18 protein-coding genes, 1 tRNA gene and 1 riboswitch are annotated in these 20,107 nt (G+C 65.2%); of the genes, 11 read left to right on the top strand and 8 right to left on the bottom strand.

All coding sequences use genetic code 11. The features are described 5' to 3' along the window. Window positions 1-147: 147 nt before the first annotated feature. From ACO076_RS06405 to hemC, 6 genes are all read right to left on the bottom strand, one after another. Complete coding sequence (locus tag ACO076_RS06405) at window positions 148-402, bottom strand: hypothetical protein (RefSeq protein WP_421725892.1); 255 nt, start codon at window positions 400-402, stop codon at window positions 148-150. A gap of 161 nt (window positions 403-563) precedes the next feature. Continuing rightward, a tRNA-Thr gene (locus tag ACO076_RS06400) sits at window positions 564-639 on the bottom strand. 66 nt (window positions 640-705) lie between these two features. Further along, on the bottom strand, window positions 706-2,610 hold the full coding sequence (locus ACO076_RS06395) for a heme biosynthesis HemY N-terminal domain-containing protein (protein ID WP_421725891.1): 1,905 nt from the start codon (window positions 2,608-2,610) through the stop codon (window positions 706-708). Between the two features lie 10 nt (window positions 2,611-2,620). Next, window positions 2,621-3,862 (bottom strand): hypothetical protein, encoded by a 1,242-nt coding sequence (locus tag ACO076_RS06390; RefSeq protein WP_421725890.1) that lies wholly within the window; start codon window positions 3,860-3,862, stop codon window positions 2,621-2,623. A gap of 60 nt (window positions 3,863-3,922) precedes the next feature. Then, window positions 3,923-4,633, bottom strand: a complete 711-nt coding sequence (locus ACO076_RS06385; RefSeq protein ID WP_421725889.1) for a uroporphyrinogen-III synthase — start codon at window positions 4,631-4,633, stop codon at window positions 3,923-3,925. After that, entirely contained in the window at window positions 4,633-5,562 is a 930-nt protein-coding gene (hemC, locus tag ACO076_RS06380) for a hydroxymethylbilane synthase (RefSeq protein WP_421725888.1), read from the bottom strand. Before hemC ends, ACO076_RS06385 begins: the two co-directional genes overlap by 1 nt. Before the next feature lie 103 nt (window positions 5,563-5,665). Here hemC and tsaD point away from each other — a divergent pair, with 103 nt between their 5' ends. The 7 genes from tsaD (at window position 5,666) to ACO076_RS06345 (ending at window position 13,127) form a co-directional block, all read left to right on the top strand. Continuing rightward, complete coding sequence (tsaD, locus tag ACO076_RS06375) at window positions 5,666-6,745, top strand: tRNA (adenosine(37)-N6)-threonylcarbamoyltransferase complex transferase subunit TsaD (protein WP_421725887.1); 1,080 nt, start codon at window positions 5,666-5,668, stop codon at window positions 6,743-6,745. Window positions 6,746-6,854: 109 nt separating this feature from the next. Further along, window positions 6,855-7,847 (top strand): NAD(P)H-dependent glycerol-3-phosphate dehydrogenase, encoded by a 993-nt coding sequence (locus ACO076_RS06370; RefSeq protein ID WP_421725886.1) that lies wholly within the window; start codon window positions 6,855-6,857, stop codon window positions 7,845-7,847. Between the two features lie 91 nt (window positions 7,848-7,938). Continuing rightward, window positions 7,939-8,772, top strand: a complete 834-nt coding sequence (locus ACO076_RS06365) for an aminoglycoside phosphotransferase family protein (RefSeq protein WP_421725885.1) — start codon at window positions 7,939-7,941, stop codon at window positions 8,770-8,772. 30 nt (window positions 8,773-8,802) lie between these two features. Then, complete coding sequence (locus tag ACO076_RS06360) at window positions 8,803-9,216, top strand: EVE domain-containing protein (protein WP_421725884.1); 414 nt, start codon at window positions 8,803-8,805, stop codon at window positions 9,214-9,216. Window positions 9,217-9,339: 123 nt separating this feature from the next. After that, window positions 9,340-11,295 carry an acetate--CoA ligase gene (acs, locus tag ACO076_RS06355; protein WP_421725883.1) on the top strand — a complete coding sequence of 652 codons (1,956 nt, stop codon included), beginning with the start codon at window positions 9,340-9,342 and terminating at the stop codon, window positions 11,293-11,295. A gap of 109 nt (window positions 11,296-11,404) precedes the next feature. After that, window positions 11,405-12,223 carry an SDR family oxidoreductase gene (locus ACO076_RS06350; protein ID WP_421725882.1) on the top strand — a complete coding sequence of 273 codons (819 nt, stop codon included), beginning with the start codon at window positions 11,405-11,407 and terminating at the stop codon, window positions 12,221-12,223. A 127-nt stretch (window positions 12,224-12,350) separates the two neighbouring features. Further along, the gene (locus ACO076_RS06345) at window positions 12,351-13,127 is read left to right on the top strand and encodes a hypothetical protein (RefSeq protein ID WP_421725881.1); all 777 of its coding nucleotides are present in this window, start codon (window positions 12,351-12,353) and stop codon (window positions 13,125-13,127) included. A gap of 71 nt (window positions 13,128-13,198) precedes the next feature. On the opposite strand, the gene ACO076_RS06340 is transcribed toward ACO076_RS06345, so the two are convergent. Beyond that, window positions 13,199-13,402 carry a DUF378 domain-containing protein gene (locus tag ACO076_RS06340; RefSeq protein ID WP_421725880.1) on the bottom strand — a complete coding sequence of 68 codons (204 nt, stop codon included), beginning with the start codon at window positions 13,400-13,402 and terminating at the stop codon, window positions 13,199-13,201. A 256-nt stretch (window positions 13,403-13,658) separates the two neighbouring features. On the opposite strand from ACO076_RS06340, the gene ACO076_RS06335 reads away from it, so the two are divergent. The 4 genes from ACO076_RS06335 (at window position 13,659) to thiD (ending at window position 16,587) form a co-directional block, all read left to right on the top strand. Beyond that, window positions 13,659-14,123 carry a thermonuclease family protein gene (locus ACO076_RS06335; protein WP_421725879.1) on the top strand — a complete coding sequence of 155 codons (465 nt, stop codon included), beginning with the start codon at window positions 13,659-13,661 and terminating at the stop codon, window positions 14,121-14,123. A gap of 57 nt (window positions 14,124-14,180) precedes the next feature. Then, window positions 14,181-14,282: riboswitch (TPP riboswitch) on the top strand. 54 nt (window positions 14,283-14,336) lie between these two features. After that, the gene (thiM, locus tag ACO076_RS06330; protein ID WP_421725878.1) at window positions 14,337-15,128 is read left to right on the top strand and encodes a hydroxyethylthiazole kinase; all 792 of its coding nucleotides are present in this window, start codon (window positions 14,337-14,339) and stop codon (window positions 15,126-15,128) included. Beyond that, the gene (thiE, locus tag ACO076_RS06325) at window positions 15,125-15,766 is read left to right on the top strand and encodes a thiamine phosphate synthase (protein ID WP_421725877.1); all 642 of its coding nucleotides are present in this window, start codon (window positions 15,125-15,127) and stop codon (window positions 15,764-15,766) included. Before thiM ends, thiE begins: the two co-directional genes overlap by 4 nt. Next, the gene (thiD, locus tag ACO076_RS06320; protein ID WP_421725876.1) at window positions 15,763-16,587 is read left to right on the top strand and encodes a bifunctional hydroxymethylpyrimidine kinase/phosphomethylpyrimidine kinase; all 825 of its coding nucleotides are present in this window, start codon (window positions 15,763-15,765) and stop codon (window positions 16,585-16,587) included. The genes thiE and thiD overlap by 4 nt, the downstream gene beginning before the upstream one ends. Here the strand turns inward: thiD and pyc are convergent. Beyond that, window positions 16,584-20,021 (bottom strand): pyruvate carboxylase, encoded by a 3,438-nt coding sequence (gene pyc / locus ACO076_RS06315; RefSeq protein WP_421725875.1) that lies wholly within the window; start codon window positions 20,019-20,021, stop codon window positions 16,584-16,586. The two genes, thiD and pyc, sit on opposite strands and share 4 nt — an antisense overlap. Window positions 20,022-20,107 lie beyond the last annotated feature (86 nt).

Genomic DNA, 20,107 nt, shown 5'->3' with positions numbered 1-20,107 from the left:
CCCATATGCGCGCTCGGATTAGTAGCGGAGCGATTTTGAAGGATCAAGACAAGTCGAGTCTTCTTAAGATTACAAGACCGATCTTTTGGACGATTATTCCGATTTGCTGCCTTTTTGGTCGGTTTGCTTAGTTGTCTTGCTGTCTTTTCAGTCAGTGCCGGGTGGAGAAACCTCCATGTCCAGCGTCTCGACACAGATGCTGGACGGCCCGAGCGAGCATCCTAGCGCAAAGGCTTCCACCAACTCGCTCGGTCCGTAGGCGATGACGGACATCCGCCGATCGGAGGCCGAGCGTATCTCAAAGCCAACGCCCAGTTTCGAACCGTAGCGGGACATCCAGTCTGGGAAGTCTGGGGCGCCGACCTGCCCGGTCAAATGGAACGCAAAGGTGTCATCGGCCATGACCCAGCACCTACCGCGCCGCCGTCGGGCTTGTAAACAACGTCGGCCCGGCGGGAGGAAACCGGCATCCAAGGAATCACTCACACGGCCGGACAAACCAGACTTCTCAGACCGGCAACGCGATCGTGGAGTAACGTCATCGATCTGGAATTGGAGAATGTTGGTGCCGCATGTCGGACTCGAACCAACGACCCCATCATTACGAATGATGTGCTCTACCAACTGAGCTAATGCGGCACTTGGGGGCGATTGATACCGACAAGCGGCTGCGCTTGCAATCCGCCTTGGCCGGTCGTGCCGGTATCAGAACAGCCGGAAGCGACGGCGGCTCGATCCAACCGAATCGTCATCCTCGGGCAAAGGTCCCGGATCATCTGGCGGACGCGGTATGGCGCTGTCCTGGTCGGGTTCGGCCGCTGCTTCTAGCTCCGGCTCCTTCGCCGCCTCCTCCGGCGAGGCACCGTTGGTTGCCACGACGCGAACCGCGTCATTGTCGCCTGTTGTCGAGGTCGCTCCGTCAACCCCGTCGCCATCGGTCCGGGCCTCGGCCGGTCGAGCCTCTTTCCCCGGTGCTCCCGATATTTCGGCTTCGGTCGCGGTCGGTACAGGCGCGGCCGCTGGGTCGGATCCTGTCAACGGTGGCTCCGATGGCCCGGCCGCCAGTTCGGCCTGCGCCTCGATCACCGGCGGGGTAACGGGAGTCTCCTGCTTCTCCGGCTGATCGTTTGCCGGCTTAGGCGGCTCCGGCGACGTAAGTTGCGCCTCGCCCTCAGACGGCGGCGCGCCCTCGTCCTCGGGCTCAGCTTCCGTCACACCGGCCGTCGGAGCGGACGTATCAGCGATTTGCGGCACCGGATCGGCACCGATCGCCGATTGGGTTTCGCCGGCATAGCCGGCTTCGATCTCGATCGCGACTGGTGACGGCGGCGGCTCCGGCGGCAGGCCCCAAACGAATCCGCCAACCTTGCCTGAAACCGGCGTGACCGGGGCCCAAGTTTCGAACACCTTGCCGTCCGCGATCCAGACGGGATCGCGCGGCGCGTTGATGGCGCGAGCCAGCCACATCCGGACCCTCCCCTCGTCGCCGTGCTGGCGGCCTTCGATCTCGGCCATGAGCAGGCAAACGGCTTCGCTCGGAGTCGATTTGGATTGGCCTTCGAGCGCGGTCCGCGCGGTGTCCCACTCTTGTGCATCGATCGCCGCCCGCGCCAGGGCCTTGGCCCCTTCCGGATGATTGGCGCGCAGATCGGCAAGCTTTCGGATGCGCTTCAGCCGGTCGCGCACCGAGTCGCCGGGCCGAACAACCGCGTAGGCCTCGGCAAGGTCGGGATGCGGCTGGAGTTTCCAGCTGGCTTCGATAACCCGGGCCGACCGGCGAAAGTCGCTTACCCGGCTGAGCAGCCGGCTCGCAACGACCGCGGCCGGCACTAGTTTGGGATCAAGACGGTGAGCTTCCATCGCCGCCGCACGCGCTTCCTGCGGGTCGCCGGATTCCAGTTCCATCGCCCGGGCGGTCAAAAGCGCGGCGCGTTCGACCTTCGCGCGCTCCTTATCGGCGGTGCCGACGCGGACATTCGTCTCAAGGACGCGCATAGCACCCAGCCATTCGCCCGCCCGCGAGCGGTACTCGAACAACGCCTGCCCCGCCCAGCCGACCTTGGGAGCCACCGCGACCGCCTGTTCGGCGAAATGCCGGGCGGCCTCGTCCTGACCTTGCCGTTGTGCCTCGACGAACAGACCGTGCAGGCCAAGGACCTTGGTGTCCGTTTCGCCGGCGAGTGACTCAAAGGCGGTGCGAGCAGTGTCGGCATCGCCGGCGAGCTGCGCCGCCTGGGCACTGAGCAGCAGCTGCAGTGGCTCCTTGCCGAGCAACGTCTGCGAGTGGGCCGCCGCCTTGCGCGCGCCGCGGACATCGCCGGAGCCCACCGCGATCATGCCATCCGACAGCGCCTTGTAGCCGCGATCGCGCCTTCGCCGGCCGAGATAGGTCTCGAACGACCGCGGCGCGCGAACGATGGCGCGAACCAACGCCCAGACCAGAAGGATCGCGCCAATGACGACCGCCAAGCCGACCGCCCCGACCATCAGCGACGTGCGGATTTCGTAGCCCTGCCAATTCAGGACGATATCGCCGGGCCGATCTGCGAGCCAAGCGAGGCCGGCCGAGACGAGAAAAACGAAGACGACAAAGACGAGAACGCGAACCATGGCTTTTCCGTCAGTTACCCGCCGCCGTCATCGACAAGGCCAGCTTCTCGACAAGGGAATTGATCGCGACCCGGTCCGTCGCAGCCGCGGCCCAGGCCGACGACACAGCCTGTCCCTCCGGAGGCAATGCGTCGCGTTCGCTGAGCGCGGTGGCAAGATCGCCCTGATCGACGGCGGATCGCATCCGCGACACGATGGCGACCGATGTTTCTCCCTCCATCGGCTCGATCGGCCGCACCGTGACCAGTCCCCCAAGCCCGGCCAATCGGTCGAAAATCCCGGCATCGTCCGTGCCGGCGCCGGCTTCGAGGATCGCATCCGCAACCGTCGGAAAGCCGGCCTGCAGCGTCGCCAGGCTCGGCGTGTCTTTGGACGCCAGCGGCTCAAGTGCCGCAACATCCGCGGTGTCGGTCCCCAAGGCCTTAAGGGCGGCCAGATCGGTGGCAAACGGCCCGCCATCATGCGCTGCCTGCTGCAGCAAGCCAATGGCTATGGCCCGCGCCGCGCGCTCCGATTCTGCGCCCGGACTGGGCTGATCGGCGAGCGAGGCCACCTGGGTTTCGAGATCGGTCACCGCGGTCTCAACAGAACCGATACGCGCGCTCAGGCCAGCCAAGGCGTCCGCGTCGCCATCACCGCCTGTCGCTTCGAGCTTGCTGAGGCGCGCTTCGATTGGCGCGATAGCCTCGGTGATCGCCGTGGCGTCTTCCGTGCCTTGTGGCGCCGCCTCGAGTTGGTCGATCCGTTGCGCATTCGCCGCGACGGTAGACCTGAGGTCAGCGATCGCGGCCGTCAAGGGGGCTGTTTCCGGCGTCGCCGCGACTTGCGCTTCGAGTGCAGCGACGCGGCTTTCGAAACTGGCGATGGTGTCGGTGAGGCCATCGATCTTGGTCAATGCGTCCTGGGCGACCGTCTCCGACCGGGTCGGGACGAGGCCGCTGGCGTGATAAGCGATACCTAGCACGGTGGCGATCACACCGCCGATGATCGCTGCAACGACCAGCATAGTGACCGATTGGCGACGCGGGGCCAGCGCCGCGACTGCTTGCGCGCGATGGTCGGCGTCGGGTTCAGACCGAGAATTGCTCTCCGCTTCCGGCGTCTCCGGGCGCTCGCCATCGGGCTGCGCTTCAGCGGATTGTAGGTCGGCCGCCGCCTCCACCGCTGTCGGTGTCTTTCGCGGGTCGTCGGACGGAGCATCGGGTCGTTCGGGCTGGCCGCCCTCGGTTTGGGGCTTATCGTTCGCGCTCATGCTACTCCTCGGCCAAGGCGCGGCTACTGAAACCTTATATAGGCAAATGACTGCGACCGCCTAACCTTCGAGCAGGGCGACGAGGCTCGGCTCGTCCGGGTGCTTAGATACCCGCACTGCCGCCGCGTCGAGACGCCGCAGCGGCTCGGCGGCCCGCTCCGAGATCGCGTAGAGGGCAACGCCGTCGAGCCGATCCAACAGGTTCGCTTCACCGACCAGCGTCCGGAACACAGACGCTGCTCGGCGGGAAAAGAACAGCGCGCCGTCGATCGTGGGCCTCGATAGCGCCCGGCGGCATGCATCGCTCAGCGATGCAACAGCGACGGCCTCGTAACCCTCGACGGTGTGAACCGCGATTCCGATGGGCTCCAGCATCGCGGCGAGATCAAGCGTGCGATGATGCCCACAAACGTGGAGGATCGCCCCGCGCGCGGGATCGAACCGCGTGGCGATGAGATCGGCCAGCCCCGCAGCATCGCCCTGGCCAACGGTAACCGCCTCGAACCCCAGGTCGCTGGCCAGAGCGCCGGTACTTTCGCCAACGGCGAACACGGGCAGCGTCCGCCAGATGGGCAGAAACCCCCATCTCGCGACGGCGCGAACCCCGTTGCGACTGGTGAAGGCGATTGCGGCGGGAGAACCGGCGGGTTCCGGCGCAGGCCGAAACTCGATGCGCGTCAGCGGCTCTACAAGAACCGAATGTCCCAAACGCTCCAGCCGCTCCGCCGTTGCCGCCGCGTCCGGCTCCGGCCGTGTGACCAGGAGACGCATCACTCGACCTGGAAGAAGGCCGGTCCGCCGCGTTCCACGAGTTCGGCGCCAACCGCGGCGCCGACCGTCTCTGCTTGTTCGGGCGAGCCGGAAAGCGCAGCGCGATGCGAAACCGATCCGTCCGGTTTAATGATGATCGCATCGAAGACCAGGGTCTCCTGCTCATCGATCCTGGCCCAGCCTCCGATCGGGGTGCGGCACGATCCGTCAAGGACGGCGAGGCACGATCGTTCGGCTGACAGCGCAATCGACGTCGCTGGATCGTCGATCGCCGCAAGCACGGTCCGCGTCCGATCGTCATCCTCACGGGCGGTGATCGCGATCGCGCCCTGACCGACGGCCGGGAGCCAGGCTTCGGCGGGAATGGCACCGCGCGCGTGGTCGGCAAGGCCGAGCCGCTGTAGCCCGGCCACGGCGAGCAGCGTCGCGTCCGCCTCGCCATCAGCCAGCTTGTGCATTCGGGTTTCGACGTTGCCCCTGAGATCAACGACTTCGAGGTCAGGCCTGAGGTACAGCGCCATCGCTTTGCGGCGCGGCGACGATGTCCCCAGAACCGCGCCATGAGGCAGGCTATCGAGATCCTCGGCGATCGGCGACAAAAACGCGTCGCGAACGTCCTCGCGCTGCAGGCATGCGGCGATGACGATACCATCGGGAAGCACGGTCGGCAGGTCCTTGGCCGAATGCACGGCCAGGTCGATATCGCCGGCCAGCATCGCCTCGTCGATCTCCTTGGTGAACAGGCCTTTCCCGCCCGCCTCGATCAGCGGCCGGTCGGTGATGCGGTCGCCGGTTGTCCGTATCCGCTCGATGGTCAGTGCCTCCGGTGAGACCTCGAGAACCGCGCTGAGAGCCGCGCGGGTTTCCTCCGCCTGGGCGATCGCCAGAGGGCTGCCACGGGTGCCGATGGTAAACGCCAGGGTTTGCACGAGCCTGTCTTCCGGTGTTAGGGGGCGCGGGCCTTGGAAGCCCCAAAGCTCGCCTGCCCCCGAGGTCTGACCACGCCGCGTAGATATCGACAGAAACCGCCCGATGATAGCCCTTGGTATCGAGACGAGCTGCGACGAGACCGCGGCGGCGGTTGTGGCGCGCGACAAGGACGGTCACGGGCGCATCCTGTCCAACATCATCCTCTCACAAGCCGCCGACCATGCCGCATTTGGCGGTGTGGTTCCCGAAATCGCCGCTCGGGCTCATGTGGAGGCGCTCGACTCGATCATAGCTGCTGCCCTCGATGAAGCCGATATCGCCCTCGATTCCCTTGATGCGATCGCGGCCACGGCAGGCCCTGGCTTGATCGGCGGAGTCATTGTGGGCCTGACTACGGCTAAGGCACTGGCCCTCGCCGCCGGTAAGCCCCTGATCGCGGTCAATCACCTCGAGGGTCACGCCCTTACCGCCCGGCTGACCGACAACCTTGCCTTTCCCTATCTGCTGTTGCTGGTTTCCGGCGGACACACCCAGTTCGTCGCGGTCGAGGATGTTGGCGTTTATCGCCGGCTCGGCACGACGATCGACGACGCCATCGGAGAGGCGTTTGACAAGGCGGCCAAACTCCTCGGTCTCGGCTATCCCGGCGGCCCCACGATAGAGGCGGCGGCATCCGACGGAGACGGGAGCCGGTTTGCGCTGCCGCGTCCGCTTGCCGGCAAGCCGCGACCCGACTTCTCCCTGTCCGGCCTGAAGACCGCCGTCCGCCTGGCGGCCGAGGATGCCGCGCCGCTGAGCGATGGAGATATCGCCGACCTCGCCGCCTCGTTTCAGGCCGCGGTCGTCGATACGGTCGTCGACCGCTCGGCCCGCGCCATGTCTCTGTTCGCCGACGCCCACGCCGGGCTGGAGCAGCCGACGCTGGTGATCGCCGGCGGTGTCGCCGCCAACCAATCGATCCGCGCAGCGCTGACAACCGAAAGCGAAGCCCGAGGTTTTCGCCTGGTCGCACCGCCGCAGCGCCTGTGCACCGACAACGGCGCGATGATCGCCTGGGCGGGCATCGAACGGTTGACCCGCGGCCTGACCGACGATCTGACCGCACCCGCCCGGCCGCGCTGGCCGCTCGACGCCGCGAACCCGTCAGCCGTCGGCGGCGGTGCCAAGGGCGCCAAGGCGTAACGCCTTTCACATAACGTCGCCTTGAATTCTCCACGGCGTCACAGGACACTGGCGGCAGATCGCATCCATCCGACTGTCGCGTTTCGCCAAAATCTCGGGGTCCCGAAACATGACCGCCGTCCGCTACCAACGCATCGCCGTTCTCGGCGGTGGGGCCTGGGGTACCGCCCTGGCGGTCGTCGCGGCGCGCGCCGGCCGGGCCGTCCGCATCTGGGCGCGTGACCCGGATGTGGTGGCGGCGATCGATCAGAGCCGCGAGAACCCTCGCTACCTCCCTGACATAACCCTCGACCATATCCCGGCGACCACGAACATTGGCGCCGCGCTTCGCGCCGACGCCGTGCTTCTCGCCGTCCCAGCCCAGGCAACGCGAAGCGTCGCAGCGATCGCCGCGCCCTATCTTGCCGAGGGCCATCCGCTGGTGATCTGCGCCAAGGGCCTCGAAACCGGCACGGCCAAGCGGATGAGCGAAGTATTGGCCGACGCTGCGCCCGACGCCCCGGTCGCGGTGCTGTCCGGACCAGGCTTCGCTACGGACGTCGCACAGGGCTTGCCGACAGCCGTCACCATCGCAGCGAGCGACGAGCGTCTCGCGCGCGACCTTTGCCAATCGCTCGCCAGCCGCAGCTTTCGCCCATACGCCGAAACCGATCTGATCGGTGTGGAGCTCGGCGGCGCGGTGAAGAACGTGCTCGCCATCGCCGCCGGTATCGTGGCCGGTCGCCGGCTCGGCGCTAGTGCCTTGGCGGCGCTGATCGCTCGTGGTTTTGCGGAGATGCGGCGGCTGGCGGCGGCGCTCGGTGCGCGGGCCGAAACACTGATGGGTCTGTCCGGACTCGGTGACCTGGTGCTGACCTGCTCTGGCCCGCAATCGCGCAATTTCGCCTATGGCCAGATGCTCGGAGAGGGCGGCGACCCCAACGACGACCACCCCCTCGTCGAAGGCATCGCGACCGCATCGGTGGCGCGCGACCTCGCCCGCCGGCATCGGATTGCGATGCCGATCGTCGATGCGGTGGCGGCAATCGTCGGCGGCAACCTCACCATTGACGCAGCCATCGAGGCGCTGATGACGCGACCGCTGAAGCACGAAACGGAGTGATCGTGCACGAGGTCCACCGTCGAAGCAGCCGTCTTCGTCCGCTCATTCCCGCGGAAGCGGGAATCCAGCTAGCCAAAGCCCCCTGGATCCAGTGGACAACGCGCTGACACGCCTGACTGCGGCCTGGTCGCTGACCGTCGACGGCGATCTGATCGACACGCCCGCCGGTCGCGTCGTCTTCGTCACCCATGACGACAGACCGTGCGTCCTCAAGCTCTACGGCCCGAACAGCGACGAGCAGGATTCGGCGGCCGTGCTCGCGCACTATGGCGGTCGTGGCGCGGTGCGGGTTATCGCTCGCGACCCCGACGGCCTGCTGATTGAACGCGCGATTCCGGGAGGGGATCTCGTCAATCTGGTCGCCACCGGCCGAGACGACGAGGCGACGGCGATCATCGCCGACACGATTACCGCGCTTCATACGGCCAACGGTCTGGTGACTGGCCTCAAGACAATCGAAACCATTGGTCGCGGTTTCGATCGATTTCTCGCAGGTCCCGGCGACCGTCGCCTCGACCGACCTCTGGTGGAACGGGCGGCCGCGCGGTACCGCGATCTGTGCTCGGATCAGGCAAGCCCGGTCGTTCTGCACGGCGATCTCCACCACTTCAACATCCTCAACGACACGGCCCGCGGGTGGCTGGCGATCGACCCGAAGGGCATGGTTGGCGAGCCGGCGTATGAAGTCGGCGCCAGCCTGCGGAACCCGATCACCGATGCGAGATTGTTCGCCGATCCCGCCATCATCGCCCGGCGAGTGGCCATTTATTCCGAGCGCCTCGGCTTCGATCGCCAACGGATGCTCGACTGGTGCTTCAGCCAGGCGGTCCTCTCCGTGATCTGGGCCATCGAGGACGGGTGGGACCTCGACCTCGGGATGGCCCTGATCGAGGCTTCTCTTCCGCTGGCGACGGCGACGGCGTAAGACGACGAAGGAAACGATGGAGGGGTTCAGGTGGCGTATTGGCTATTCAAATCAGAACCGGACACCTGGTCGTGGGACGATCAGGTCAAGAAGGGTAAGCGCGGCCAGGAATGGGACGGCGTCCGCAACTTCACGGCGCGTAATCACATGCGGGCGATGAAGAAAGGCGACGAGGGGTTCTTCTACCATTCCGGTCCCGAGAAAGCGGTCGTCGGCACGGTCGTCGTCGTCAAGGAAGCCCACCCGGATTCCACCGACGACTCCGGCAAATGGGAATGCGTCGACATCGCCGCCGTCGAGCCGATGCCGAAACCGGTGACCCTGGCCGATGTCAAGGCCGACCCGGCCCTTGCCGAGATGATCCTGGTGCGGCAGTCGCGCCTCTCGGTCCAACCGGTCACAACGGCCGAGTGGAAGCGGGTCCGGAAACTCGGCGGTCTGTAGGCTTCCCGCGACACTGCGCACCCACCGAAAGGCTTGCATCGGTAGGCGGGCAAGCGCTTATGTGACGAACGAGGTGCCGCGCCGACCCGCTCGACGGTCGCGGCGGCGAAGGGGAGGAAGACCATGAGCGATATCGTTCACCCGGTCCCGGCCGAATGGGCCGCCAAAGCCTATGTCGACCGCGCCAAATATGACGCGATGTACCGACAATCGGTCGAAGACCCGGACACATTCTGGGGCGAGCAGGCCAAGCGCCTCGACTGGATCAAACCGTTCACCATCGTCAAGAACACATCGTTCGAAGTGCCGGACGTGTCGATCAAATGGTTTGAGGATGGCGTCCTCAACGTGTCGGCCAACTGCGTCGACCGTCACCTCCAGACCCGCGGCGACCAGACGGCGATCCTCTGGGAGCCGGATAATCCGGATACGCCGTCCCTGAAAATCACCTTCCGCGAACTCCATGAGCACGTCTGCCGCCTCGCCAACGTACTGAAGTCGTACGGCGTCAAGAAAGGCGATCGGGTTACGATCTATATGCCGATGATCCCCGAAGTCGCCTATGCGATGCTCGCCTGCACCCGGATCGGCGCAATCCACTCGGTGGTGTTCGGCGGCTTCTCCGCGGAAGCGCTGGCCGGCCGCATCGAGGATTGCCGGTCCGGCCACGTGATCACCAGTGACGAGGGGCGCCGCGGTGGCCGCACGGTGCCGCTCAAGGCCAACGCGGACCGGGCGATCGAGATCGCCGAAGGCGACGGCGCCAAGGTCGAGCACGTCATCGTCGTCAAGCACACCGGCGGCGACATCGCGATGAAGCCCGGACGCGATATCTGGTACCACGAGGCGGTTGCCGACGCGTCGAGCGACTGCCCACCGGAGCCGATGAACGCGGAAGACCCGTTGTTCATCCTCTACACCTCCGGCTCGACCGGCAAGCCGAAGGGTGTCCTCCACACCACCGGCGGATATCTCCTTTACGCCTCGCTCACACACCAGCTGGTGTTCGACTATCACGACGGCGACATATACTGGTGCACCGCCGATGTCGGCTGGGTGACCGGCCACAGCTACATCGTCTATGGACCGCTCGCCAACGGAGCGACGACGCTGATGTTCGAAGGCGTGCCAACCTACCCGGACGCGAGCCGCTTCTGGCAGGTGGTCGACAAGCACCAGGTCAACATCTTCTACACCGCACCGACCGCGATCCGGGCATTGATGGGTGCCGGCGACGATTTCGTCACCAAAACCTCCCGGTCGTCTCTCCGGCTGCTCGGCACCGTCGGCGAACCGATCAATCCGGAAGCGTGGGAGTGGTACTACCGCGTCGTCGGCGAAAGCCGATCGCCGGTGGTCGACACCTGGTGGCAGACAGAAACCGGCGGCATCCTGATCACCCCCCTGCCGGGCGCGACGCCGCTCAAGGCGGGCTCGGCGACGTGGCCGTTCTTCGGCGTCAAACCGGCCCTGGTCGATGCCGAGGGCACGTTCATCGAAGGCGCGGGATCGGGCAATCTGGTCATGACCGACTCCTGGCCAGGACAGATGCGGACCGTCTTCGGCGACCATGAGCGGTTCGTCCAGACCTACTTCTCCGCCTACAAAGGCATGTACTTCACCGGCGACGGCTGTCGCCGCGACGAAGACGGCTACTACTGGATCACCGGCCGCGTCGACGACGTCATCAACGTCTCCGGCCACCGCATGGGGACGGCGGAGGTCGAGTCCGCGCTGGTCGCCCACGCCAAGGTCTCCGAGGCCGCCGTGGTCGGCTATCCCCACGACATCAAGGGCCAGGGCATCTATGCCTATGTCACGCTGATGACGGGCGAAGAACCGCATGACGACCTGCGCAAGGAACTGGTTCAGTGGGTCCGCAAGGAGATCGGCCCGATCGCCCAGCCGGACCTTATCCAGTTCGCGCCTGGCCTGCCCAAGACCCGCTCCGGCAAGATCATGCGCCGTATCCTGCGCAAGGTCGCGGCGGACGACTTCGACAATCTCGGCGATACCTCGACCCTGGCCGACCCAGGCGTGGTCGACGACCTCGTCGACAACCGCCAGAACCGAAGCTGATTGGCGCTGACTGCGAGCGGTTTGGCGCGAAGCGCCATCCCCCCGCCGCGCAGCATCCGATAGTCGTGGCCGCGGTTATCGCACACGGTGAAGCTAAGGAACCGAGACCATGACAAAACGGATATTGATCACCGGCGCGGCGTCCGGGTTCGGCAAGGGCGCCGCGTTTGAACTGGCGCGGCGCGGCCACGCGGTGACGGCCGGCGTCCAGATCGCGCCGCAAAAGACCGATCTCATGCGAGACGCCAAGGAAGCCAGCGTCACTCTGCGGGTCGAAGTCCTCGACATCACCAGCAAGGAGGACCGACAGGCGGCACTTCGCAACGAGATCGACGTGCTGGTCAACAACGCCGGCATCATGGAAACCGGGCCGGTTGCCGAGATGCCGATGGATCATGTGCGGCGCAACTTCGAGACCAATGTTTTCGGCACGCTGGCGCTCACCCAGGGTTTCGCCCGACAAATGGTGACGCGCGGCGCAGGCAAGATCGTCATGGTCACCTCGATGGGTGGTCTGGTCACCGTCCCGTTCGCCGCTGTTTACACGGCGACCAAACACGCGCTCGAAGGGCTGACGGAGGGCCTGCGCATGGAACTCGCCGGGACCGGGGTGGAAATCTGCACGGTCAATCCGGGCGCCTTCCGAACCGGCTTTAACGATCGCGGCGCGGAAACGATGAACCGCTGGTTCGATCCCAAGACAACCCTCTCCCGCCCCGAGCTTCTGGCTGCCGTGAGCGGTGGGCTCGACGATCAGTTCGACCCGCAAGGTGGTATCGACACGCTGGTCCAGGTAGCGGAGGAGGATGGCTCAAAGTTCCGCAACGTCACACCCGAGGCCATCGCCCCCTGGATCAAGGCGATGCAGGCCCGGGCGTGGAGCGCCGGCAAGAACGACTCGCTCTGGGTCGATCCGGGCGGCGGATAAAGCCGGCTGACCAGGTGTGACCGGGGTCACACCTGAACCGATTCTGAATGCGGTGCTTATCGTCGGTTCAAACCGAACCACCTAGGGTGCGCCTCGACAAACAGGCGCACCCCAAGGAGTTCATCCGATGTCTTTCTTTTCCGGTTCCCTCGCCGCGATCGCCGCGATCGGCCTTCTCACCGTCGCCACCCCTTCTAAGGCAGGCGAGCTAAAGGTTGGTGGCAACGGACCGATCATCGTCAAGCAGGTCAAACTCGCCCTCAATGGTGTTAACGACGGCTGTCCGGACGAGATAGCCTTGATCGCGCGGGTCGAAACCAGCGGCCCCGGCAACGTCGACATCCGCTATCGCAAGGCCGGCGGCGGCGCTTCGAACGTGATCACCGTCCAGGCGACCAAGACCCAGAACGGTAAGTACGTTGCCAAGCATGTCCAGCCGTTCACCGTCGATAAGGCCACCAACACCAAATACATGGTCGAAGCCGGTGCCAAGGTCAGCCCTTGGGTCCCGGTGGTGAAATCCTGCGGTCTCGCCGGCGGCCCGGACGAAATCGCCCAGCCGAAACAGGTTCACAAGGCGCAGCTCGCGATCAAGGGACCGACGACCACCGTTTGCCCCAATCAGGCGACCATAAGCGGCTGGGTGTTCACCAACTACGCCGGTCCAGTTCAGGTCATGATTGCCCGGAAAGGACAGGGCGTCGGCCAGCCGACGACGATCGAGGCCAAGCCAGCCGCGAGCGGCCAGTTCATCGCCTCGTTCTCGCGGACCCTGCCGATCGTGACGGCGATCGACGCCGAATACCGGCTGCTGGTTAGTGGTGGCAGTGGCGTGGTCAGCAACTGGGTTCCGCTCAAGGCCTCCTGCGCCATCGGCGGTGGGCCCGATAACCTGGGCGGCTGATCCCTCACGCTAAGGCGTCCATCAAGGAACGGGCGGCGTGAAGCCGCCCGTTTGTGGTGTTCTGACCCGACTTAGGTTTCAGACGAGAACGACCGCCCCAACGGGATAAGCTGCCACAGGGCAGACAGCCCAACCACAATGTAGATGATGGTGGTCAGGACGGTGCCCGCGCCGAAGATCGCCTCCACGAGATTGAAGCCGAACAACCCAATCAGCCCCCAGTTGATCCCGCCAACGATAATCAAGATCAACGTAACGATGTCGATTGCCTTCATGACAGTCCCTCCAGGCGTTTGGTCCAGGTTCCTCCCACTTCCAAGCCCGGCACTTCGGCCGGTTAATCGAATCATGCACAAATCATAGGCAGTTTGAGCCGGGAACCCTTGGCGAGCAAGCGAAAATGGGGTTGGCGTCGTCCCGACGCGTGTACCAAACCGTCTTTCGCCTATAAGTTCATACAGAAGATGCTTGCAACCACTCTGGTATGGGTTTATTTTCCTAGAATTGGTTCGTATTGTTCGGGGTCGAAATGTGAACACAGCGCGCTCGCTTCTTCTCGCGATCGCAGCCACTGTCGCGGTCGTTTGTGAAGAGCCCGCTTTGGCCCGCGACGAGATCGCCGGGCCGGTAGCGGCCAAAGTCATGAAGGTGGTCGACGGTGACACAGTGACCGTCGAAGCGGCGATCTGGATCGGACAACGGCTGACGGTGAACGCCCGCATCCGCGGTATCGACGCCCCGGAAATCCGCGGCAAATGCGACGTGGAGAAGCGGCTGGCCGAGGACGCGCGACATCATCTGGAGATCCTTGCAGCGACCGAGCCTGTTTGGCTTTCCCGAATCGCGGACGATAAATATGCCGGCCGTGTCGTGGCGGATGTGACGTTGGCCGACGGTACCGATATCGGAACTGAAATGATCGCAGCTGGTTACGCCCGCGCCTATGACGGCGGCAGCCGTCGGAGTTGGTGCACTGCTGATCTGACTGCAAGCTAACCGTCGAACAACCGTTCCGTCGGTGTTGACCCGCACCAGCGGGTCGGTATCCTGATGCTTGGTGATACGGGGTGCTGGTTCGTTCGGACTGGCTGAGATCACACCCGTCGAACCTGATCTGGGTAATGCCAGCGCAGGGAGCCGTCACCAGCCGGCCCGCCGACCCATTCGCGTCCGCTTGCCGGTCACGGCTCCGCGCCAAGCGAGGATGCCGTGACCGAAATCGACCTGACCACCGCGATCACCGAGCTGCGAAACCGCCAGCCGCTTATCCACAACATCACCAACTACGTCGTCATGAACACGACGGCGAATGCGCTGCTGGCGATCGGCGCGTCGCCCGCGATGGTGCACGCCGAGGACGAAGCCGCGGATTTCGCGCCGCTCGCCCAGGCGCTGGTGATCAACATCGGTACGCTGTCGCCACCGTGGGTCACCGGTATGGAGAAAGCCGTTGCCGCGGCCAACGCAGCCGGCGTCCCCTGGGTCCTCGACCCTGTGGCTGCCGGCGTCACCGGCTACCGCACGGAGACGGCCCGCCGGCTCGCGGCGCTGAACCCGTCCGTCATTCGCGGCAACGCGGCGGAAATCCTCGCATTGGCGGGCGAACATGGTGTCTCGAAGGGCGTCGACAGCGTCACCGGCTCCGATGCGGCGCAAGAGGCAGCGCTGCATCTCGCCAAACAGGTCGGCGCGGTGATCGCCGTGACCGGCGCCGTCGATATCGTCACCGATGGCGAACAGACGGTCACCCTTGCCAATGGCGACCCGATGCTGACGCGGGTGACGGGAACCGGGTGCATGGCGACCGCATTGATCGGCGCGTTTCTGGGCGCTGGCCTCGCCCCCTTCACGGCCAGCGTTGCCGGCCTTACGGCGATCGGCGTGGCGGCCGAGATCGCTGCGGAGGTGACGAACGGACCGGCCAGTTTTCAGGTCGCGTTGATTGACGAGTTGTACCGTCTTGACGAAGAGAACCTCGCGAGCCGGGTGCGGTTTGCATGACGCCTCGGCCCGACTATAGCCTCATGTTGGTCACTGATCCGATCATGACCCGCCATCGCGGATTGGTCTCCACCGTTCTCGAGGCGGTCGCTGGCGGTGTCACGATTGTACAGCTTCGCGACAAAACAACCGACGATGCCACCCTGGCCGCGGCAGCACGCGCCCTGAAGGCACCGCTCACACCGCTCAGCGTTCCGCTGATCGTCAACGACCGACCGGCAGTTGCCAAAGCCGCCGGCGCCGATGGGGTTCACATCGGCCAGTCGGACGGCGACCCCGAAACCGCGCGTGCGATCATCGGCCCCGACGCGATCGTCGGCTTGTCGGTCACCGCAGATGCCGAGGTCGAAACCGTCGACCCTGGCATTGTCGATTATGTCGGGCTCGGCCCCGTGTTTTCGTCGGCGACCAAGGCGGACGCGGCTGCACCGTTGGGGCTCACTGGCTTTCGCGGGCTCGGCGCCCAACTCCCCGTGCCGTTTGTCGCGATCGGCGGCGTCGACCACCGCAACGCCGCCGCCGTCATGGAGGCGGGTGCTGCCGGCATCGCCTGCGTATCGGCGATCTGCGCCACCGAAAACCCGCACGAAGCTGCCGCCACGCTTCGCCGTGCCATGCAAGGGGGGATCGCCGCATGATTGCCAACGTTCTTTCCATCGCTGGGCTCGACCCGAGCGGCGGCGCCGGTATTCTCGCCGACGTCAAGACGTTTTCGGCCCTTGGCGCCTATGGCATGGCCGCCGCGGCGGCTTTGACGGCACAAAACACGGTCCGGGTCAGCGGCTTCCAGTTGGTCGATCCCGCATTCGTCCGCGACCAGATCGACAGGGTGTTCGAGGACATCCGTGTCGACGCGGTCAAGGTCGGCATGGTCGGCTCGGCTAGCATCGCCGAAACGGTCGCCGAGGCGCTGCTCCGCCACGAGGCCAGGCGGATCGTTGTCGACCCGGTTATGGTCGCCAAGAGCGGCGACCGGCTCCTGTCGCCGGACGCGGTCGCAGTCATCCGCGACACCCTGGTACCGCTCGCCGACGTCCTGACGCCCAACCTGCCGGAAGCGGGTGCCTTGCTGGACGCTGAGCCAATCACCGATCTCGCCGACGCCGAAGCGACCGTCAACGCGCTGCAAGCCCTGGGGCCGTCCGCCGTTCTGCTCAAAGGCGGGCACGCCGGCGGACCGCACAGCACCGACATCTATTTTGACGGCGAGCGGCTGGAGGAACTCGACGCACCGCGAATCCCGACAAAGAACACCCACGGCACCGGCTGCACCCTATCGGCGGCCATCGCCGCCCTGCTCCCTGGCCGCGAACCGATCGACGCTGTCCGCGAAGCCAAAGCCTATGTCACCGCCGCCATCGCAAGCGCCAATCACCTGGACGTTGGCGGCGGCCACGGCCCACTGCACCATTTTCATGGTCAGTGGCCGACCACGCCGGTCGAGCCGGCAACCGGCTAGCTCTGGTAAACCACCAACAAGTCCTTGGCGTCGATCTGGCTGCCTGCGTGGACCAGCACCTCGGCAATCGTGCCATCGCGCTCGGCGTGGATGGCCGTCTCCATCTTCATCGCCTCGATCGACAAGAGCACGTCGCCGGCGGTGACTGATTGACCGGCGTGGACAGCGAGCGTCGAAATCACACCTGGCATCGGGGCGGCGACATGGTTGGGATTGTTCTCGTCCGCCTTCTGCCGGACGGCGGTTTGAGCGGCCATCCGGTTCGGCACTTTAGCCACCCGCGGCTGACCGTTGAGCTCGAAGAAAACCCGGACGAAGCCATCTTCGTCGGTATCGCCAATCGCCTGATTGCGCACCACCAGCGTCTTGCCCGGTTCGATGTCGACCAGGATTTCCTCGCCGACCGGTAGCCCGTAGAAATAGACCGGGGTCGGCAGCACTGAGACCGGCCCGTACATGTCCGCAGCCCGGGCGAAGTCGGTGAATACCTTCGGATACATGACGTAGGCAGCAAGCTCGCGGTCGTCGATCGCACGGCCGGCCTGTTCCTCGGCCGTGTCCCGCTCCGCATCGAGGTCGGCAGGTGGCATCAGCGAACCCGGCCGGACAATGATCGGTTCGGCACCTTTCAGCACCTTCTCCTGGATCGCCTTCGGCCAGCCGCCGGGTGGCTGGCCGAGATCGCCGTGCATCATCTGGACGACCGAGTCCGGGAAGGCGATCTCCTTGCCGGGGTGCGCCACGTCCTCGACCGATATGTCGCCGGCCACCATCATCAAGGCGAGGTCGCCGACCACCTTGGACGATGGCGTGACCTTGACGATGTCGCCGAACAGCATGTTGACCTCGGCGTAGGTGCGCGCCACCTCATGCCAGCGTTCCTCAAGGCCAAGCGAACGAGCTTGCTCTTTGAGGTTGGTGAACTGGCCGCCGGGCATCTCGTGGAGGTACACCTCCGAGGCGCCGAAGCGCAGGTCGGATTCGAACGCCCGGTACTGGGCCCGCACCGCTTCGAAGTAGAACGAGATCTGCCGAATAGCGTCGACATCGAGGCCAGTGGCCCGATCGGTGTCGGCCAGCGCCTCGACCAGCGAGCCGAGACATGGCTGCGACGTCAGGCCCGACATCGAATCGACGGCCGCGTCGAAGGCGTCGACACCGGCGGCAACCGCAGCGACGACCGATGCCGCGGCAACGCCCGACGTATCATGGGTGTGGAAGTGGATCGGCAGGTCGGTCTCTTGCCGTAGGGTCGTGACGAGCCTGGTGGCCGCGGCCGGCTTGAGGAGGCCGGCCATGTCTTTGATGCCGATGATGTGGGCGCCAGCCTGCTCGAGCTCCTTTGCCAGGCCGACATAATATTTGAGGCTGTACTTGGCCCGATCCGAATCGAGGATATCACCGGTATAGCAGAGCGCGCCTTCGCAGAGCTTGCCGGCTTCACGCACCGCGTCCATCGAAACCCGCATGTTCTCGACCCAGTTCAGGCAGTCGAAGACGCGGAACAAATCGACGCCAGCCTCCGCCGCCTGCTTGACGAAGAAGCGGACGGTGTTGTCGGGGTAGTTGGCGTAGCCGACGGCATTAGAGCCGCGGAGCAGCATCTGCAGCAGGATATTCGGCGCCCGCTCGCGGATGACCATCAGCCGTTCCCATGGGTCCTCGGTGAGAAACCGCATCGCCACGTCGAACGTCGCGCCGCCCCAGCATTCCAGCGACAGGAGCCTGGGCAGTGCACGGGCATAAGCGTCGGCCGCCGCGGCGAGATCGAATGTGCGCATCCGGGTGGCGAGCAGCGACTGGTGGGCGTCGCGCATGGTGGTATCGGTGACCAGGGCGCGCTTCTCCCCCCGCATCCAGGCGGCGAACGCTTCCGGCCCATCGCGATCGAGCCGCTGCTTGGCGCCGTCGGCCGGCGGCGTTTCGAAGTGCGGCGGCGGCACGATCAGGCCATCCTCCGGCGGCCGTGTGCGATCGCGGGTGTCGGGGTGACCGTTGACAGTGACGTCGGCGATATAGGTCAGCAGCTTGGTCGCGCGATCGCCGCGCTTGACCGACTCGAACAGCTCCGGAGTGTTGTCGATGAAGCGCGTGGTGTAGCTCGCGGCACGAAACTTTGGATGGCTGATGATGTTTTCAAGAAAGGTCAGGTTGGTGGTGACCCCGCGAATACGGAACTCGCGCAGCGCCCGGTCCATGCGAGCCATCGCTTCATCGGCCGAGGGCGCCCAGGCGGTTACTTTCTCCAGCAACGGGTCGTAGTAGCGAGTGATCACCGCGCCGGAATAGGCGGTGCCGCCGTCGAGTCGAATACCGAAGCCGGTGGCACCCCGATAAGCAGTGATTCGGCCATAATCCGGAATGAAGTTCTGCTCCGGATCCTCGGTGGTGATCCGGCATTGGAGGGCATTGCCGTTCAGGTGAATATCGGCCTGACGTGGGACCCCCGATCCCGCCTCGCCGATCTTCGCACCTTCGGCGATATGGATTTGCGCCTTGACGATATCGATGCCGGTCACCTCTTCGGTAACCGTGTGCTCCACCTGGATGCGCGGATTGACTTCGATGAAGTAGAAGGCGCCGGTATCGGCGTCCATCAGGAATTCGATGGTGCCTGCACCGAGATAGTTGGCCGCGCGAGCGAGTTCCACCGCATAGCCGCAAACCTCGGCCCGCTTGGCGTCGTCGAGGTACGGTGCCGGCGCCCGCTCCACCACCTTCTGGTGCCGCCGCTGAACCGAACAGTCGCGCTCGAAGAGATGAACGATTTGGCCGTGGCTGTCGGCGAGAATCTGGACTTCGACGTGGCGGGCGCGCTCGACCAGCTTCTCCAGATAGACTTCGTCCCGACCGAACGCGGCGTTGGCTTCCCGACGGGCCGGTTCGATATCGTTGAGCAACGTCTCCTCGTCGGGGATGACCCGCATCCCGCGACCGCCGCCGCCCCATGATGCCTTGAGCATCAGCGGATAGCCGATCTCAGCGGCAATCCGGCGGACCTCGTCGACATCGCGTTGCAAAGGATCGCTCGCCGGCATCACTGGAACGCCGACCGAGACCGCAAGCTCGCGCGCCGAGACCTTGTCACCGAGCTGGCGCAATGTCTCCTGCCGCGGCCCTATGAAGGTGATTCCCGCTTCGGCACACGCCACGGCAAGGTCCGGATTCTCGGATAACAACCCATAACCCGGATGGATCGCGTCAACATGGGATTCCACCGCGACCCGGATGACCTCGGGGATCGAGAGATAAGCTTCGATGGGCCCCAGGCCCCTACCGATCTGATAAGCCTCGTCAGCCTTGAAACGATGCAGCGCCAGCTTGTCTTCTTCGGCGAATACCGCGACGGTGCGCAGCCCCAGCTCGTTGGCGGCCCGAAAGACGCGAATGGCAATCTCGGACCGATTGGCGGCGAGGAGTTTGGTGATCGGCAAGGCAGCCCCCGGTGAACGCGATGAAACCTGACGGAAAACAGGCTACTAGACCAATTGTGCGATTGCGAACACCCGCTGTGCAAGCG

This window comes from Bauldia sp. (genome assembly GCF_965232525.1).
Taxonomy (GTDB): domain Bacteria; phylum Pseudomonadota; class Alphaproteobacteria; order Rhizobiales; family Kaistiaceae; genus Bauldia.
Note: the sequence above shows the minus strand (reverse complement) of the source record. Positions and strands in the feature narration are given on the sequence as shown.

What these genes read in the sequence shown, in the direction of transcription:
- ACO076_RS06405 (WP_421725892.1), bottom strand. Translation starts at nt 402, where the DNA reads ATGGCCGATGACACCTTTGCGTTCCATTTGACCGGGCAGGTCGGCGCC.
- ACO076_RS06395 (WP_421725891.1), bottom strand. Translation starts at nt 2,610, where the DNA reads ATGGTTCGCGTTCTCGTCTTTGTCGTCTTCGTTTTTCTCGTCTCGGCC.
- ACO076_RS06390 (WP_421725890.1), bottom strand. Translation starts at nt 3,862, where the DNA reads ATGAGCGCGAACGATAAGCCCCAAACCGAGGGCGGCCAGCCCGAACGA.
- ACO076_RS06385 (WP_421725889.1), bottom strand. Translation starts at nt 4,633, where the DNA reads ATGCGTCTCCTGGTCACACGGCCGGAGCCGGACGCGGCGGCAACGGCG.
- tsaD (WP_421725887.1), top strand. Translation starts at nt 5,666, where the DNA reads ATGATAGCCCTTGGTATCGAGACGAGCTGCGACGAGACCGCGGCGGCG.
- ACO076_RS06370 (WP_421725886.1), top strand. Translation starts at nt 6,855, where the DNA reads ATGACCGCCGTCCGCTACCAACGCATCGCCGTTCTCGGCGGTGGGGCC.
- acs (WP_421725883.1), top strand. Translation starts at nt 9,340, where the DNA reads ATGAGCGATATCGTTCACCCGGTCCCGGCCGAATGGGCCGCCAAAGCC.
- ACO076_RS06350 (WP_421725882.1), top strand. Translation starts at nt 11,405, where the DNA reads ATGACAAAACGGATATTGATCACCGGCGCGGCGTCCGGGTTCGGCAAG.
- ACO076_RS06345 (WP_421725881.1), top strand. Translation starts at nt 12,351, where the DNA reads ATGTCTTTCTTTTCCGGTTCCCTCGCCGCGATCGCCGCGATCGGCCTT.
- ACO076_RS06340 (WP_421725880.1), bottom strand. Translation starts at nt 13,402, where the DNA reads ATGAAGGCAATCGACATCGTTACGTTGATCTTGATTATCGTTGGCGGG.
- thiE (WP_421725877.1), top strand. Translation starts at nt 15,125, where the DNA reads ATGACGCCTCGGCCCGACTATAGCCTCATGTTGGTCACTGATCCGATC.
- thiD (WP_421725876.1), top strand. Translation starts at nt 15,763, where the DNA reads ATGATTGCCAACGTTCTTTCCATCGCTGGGCTCGACCCGAGCGGCGGC.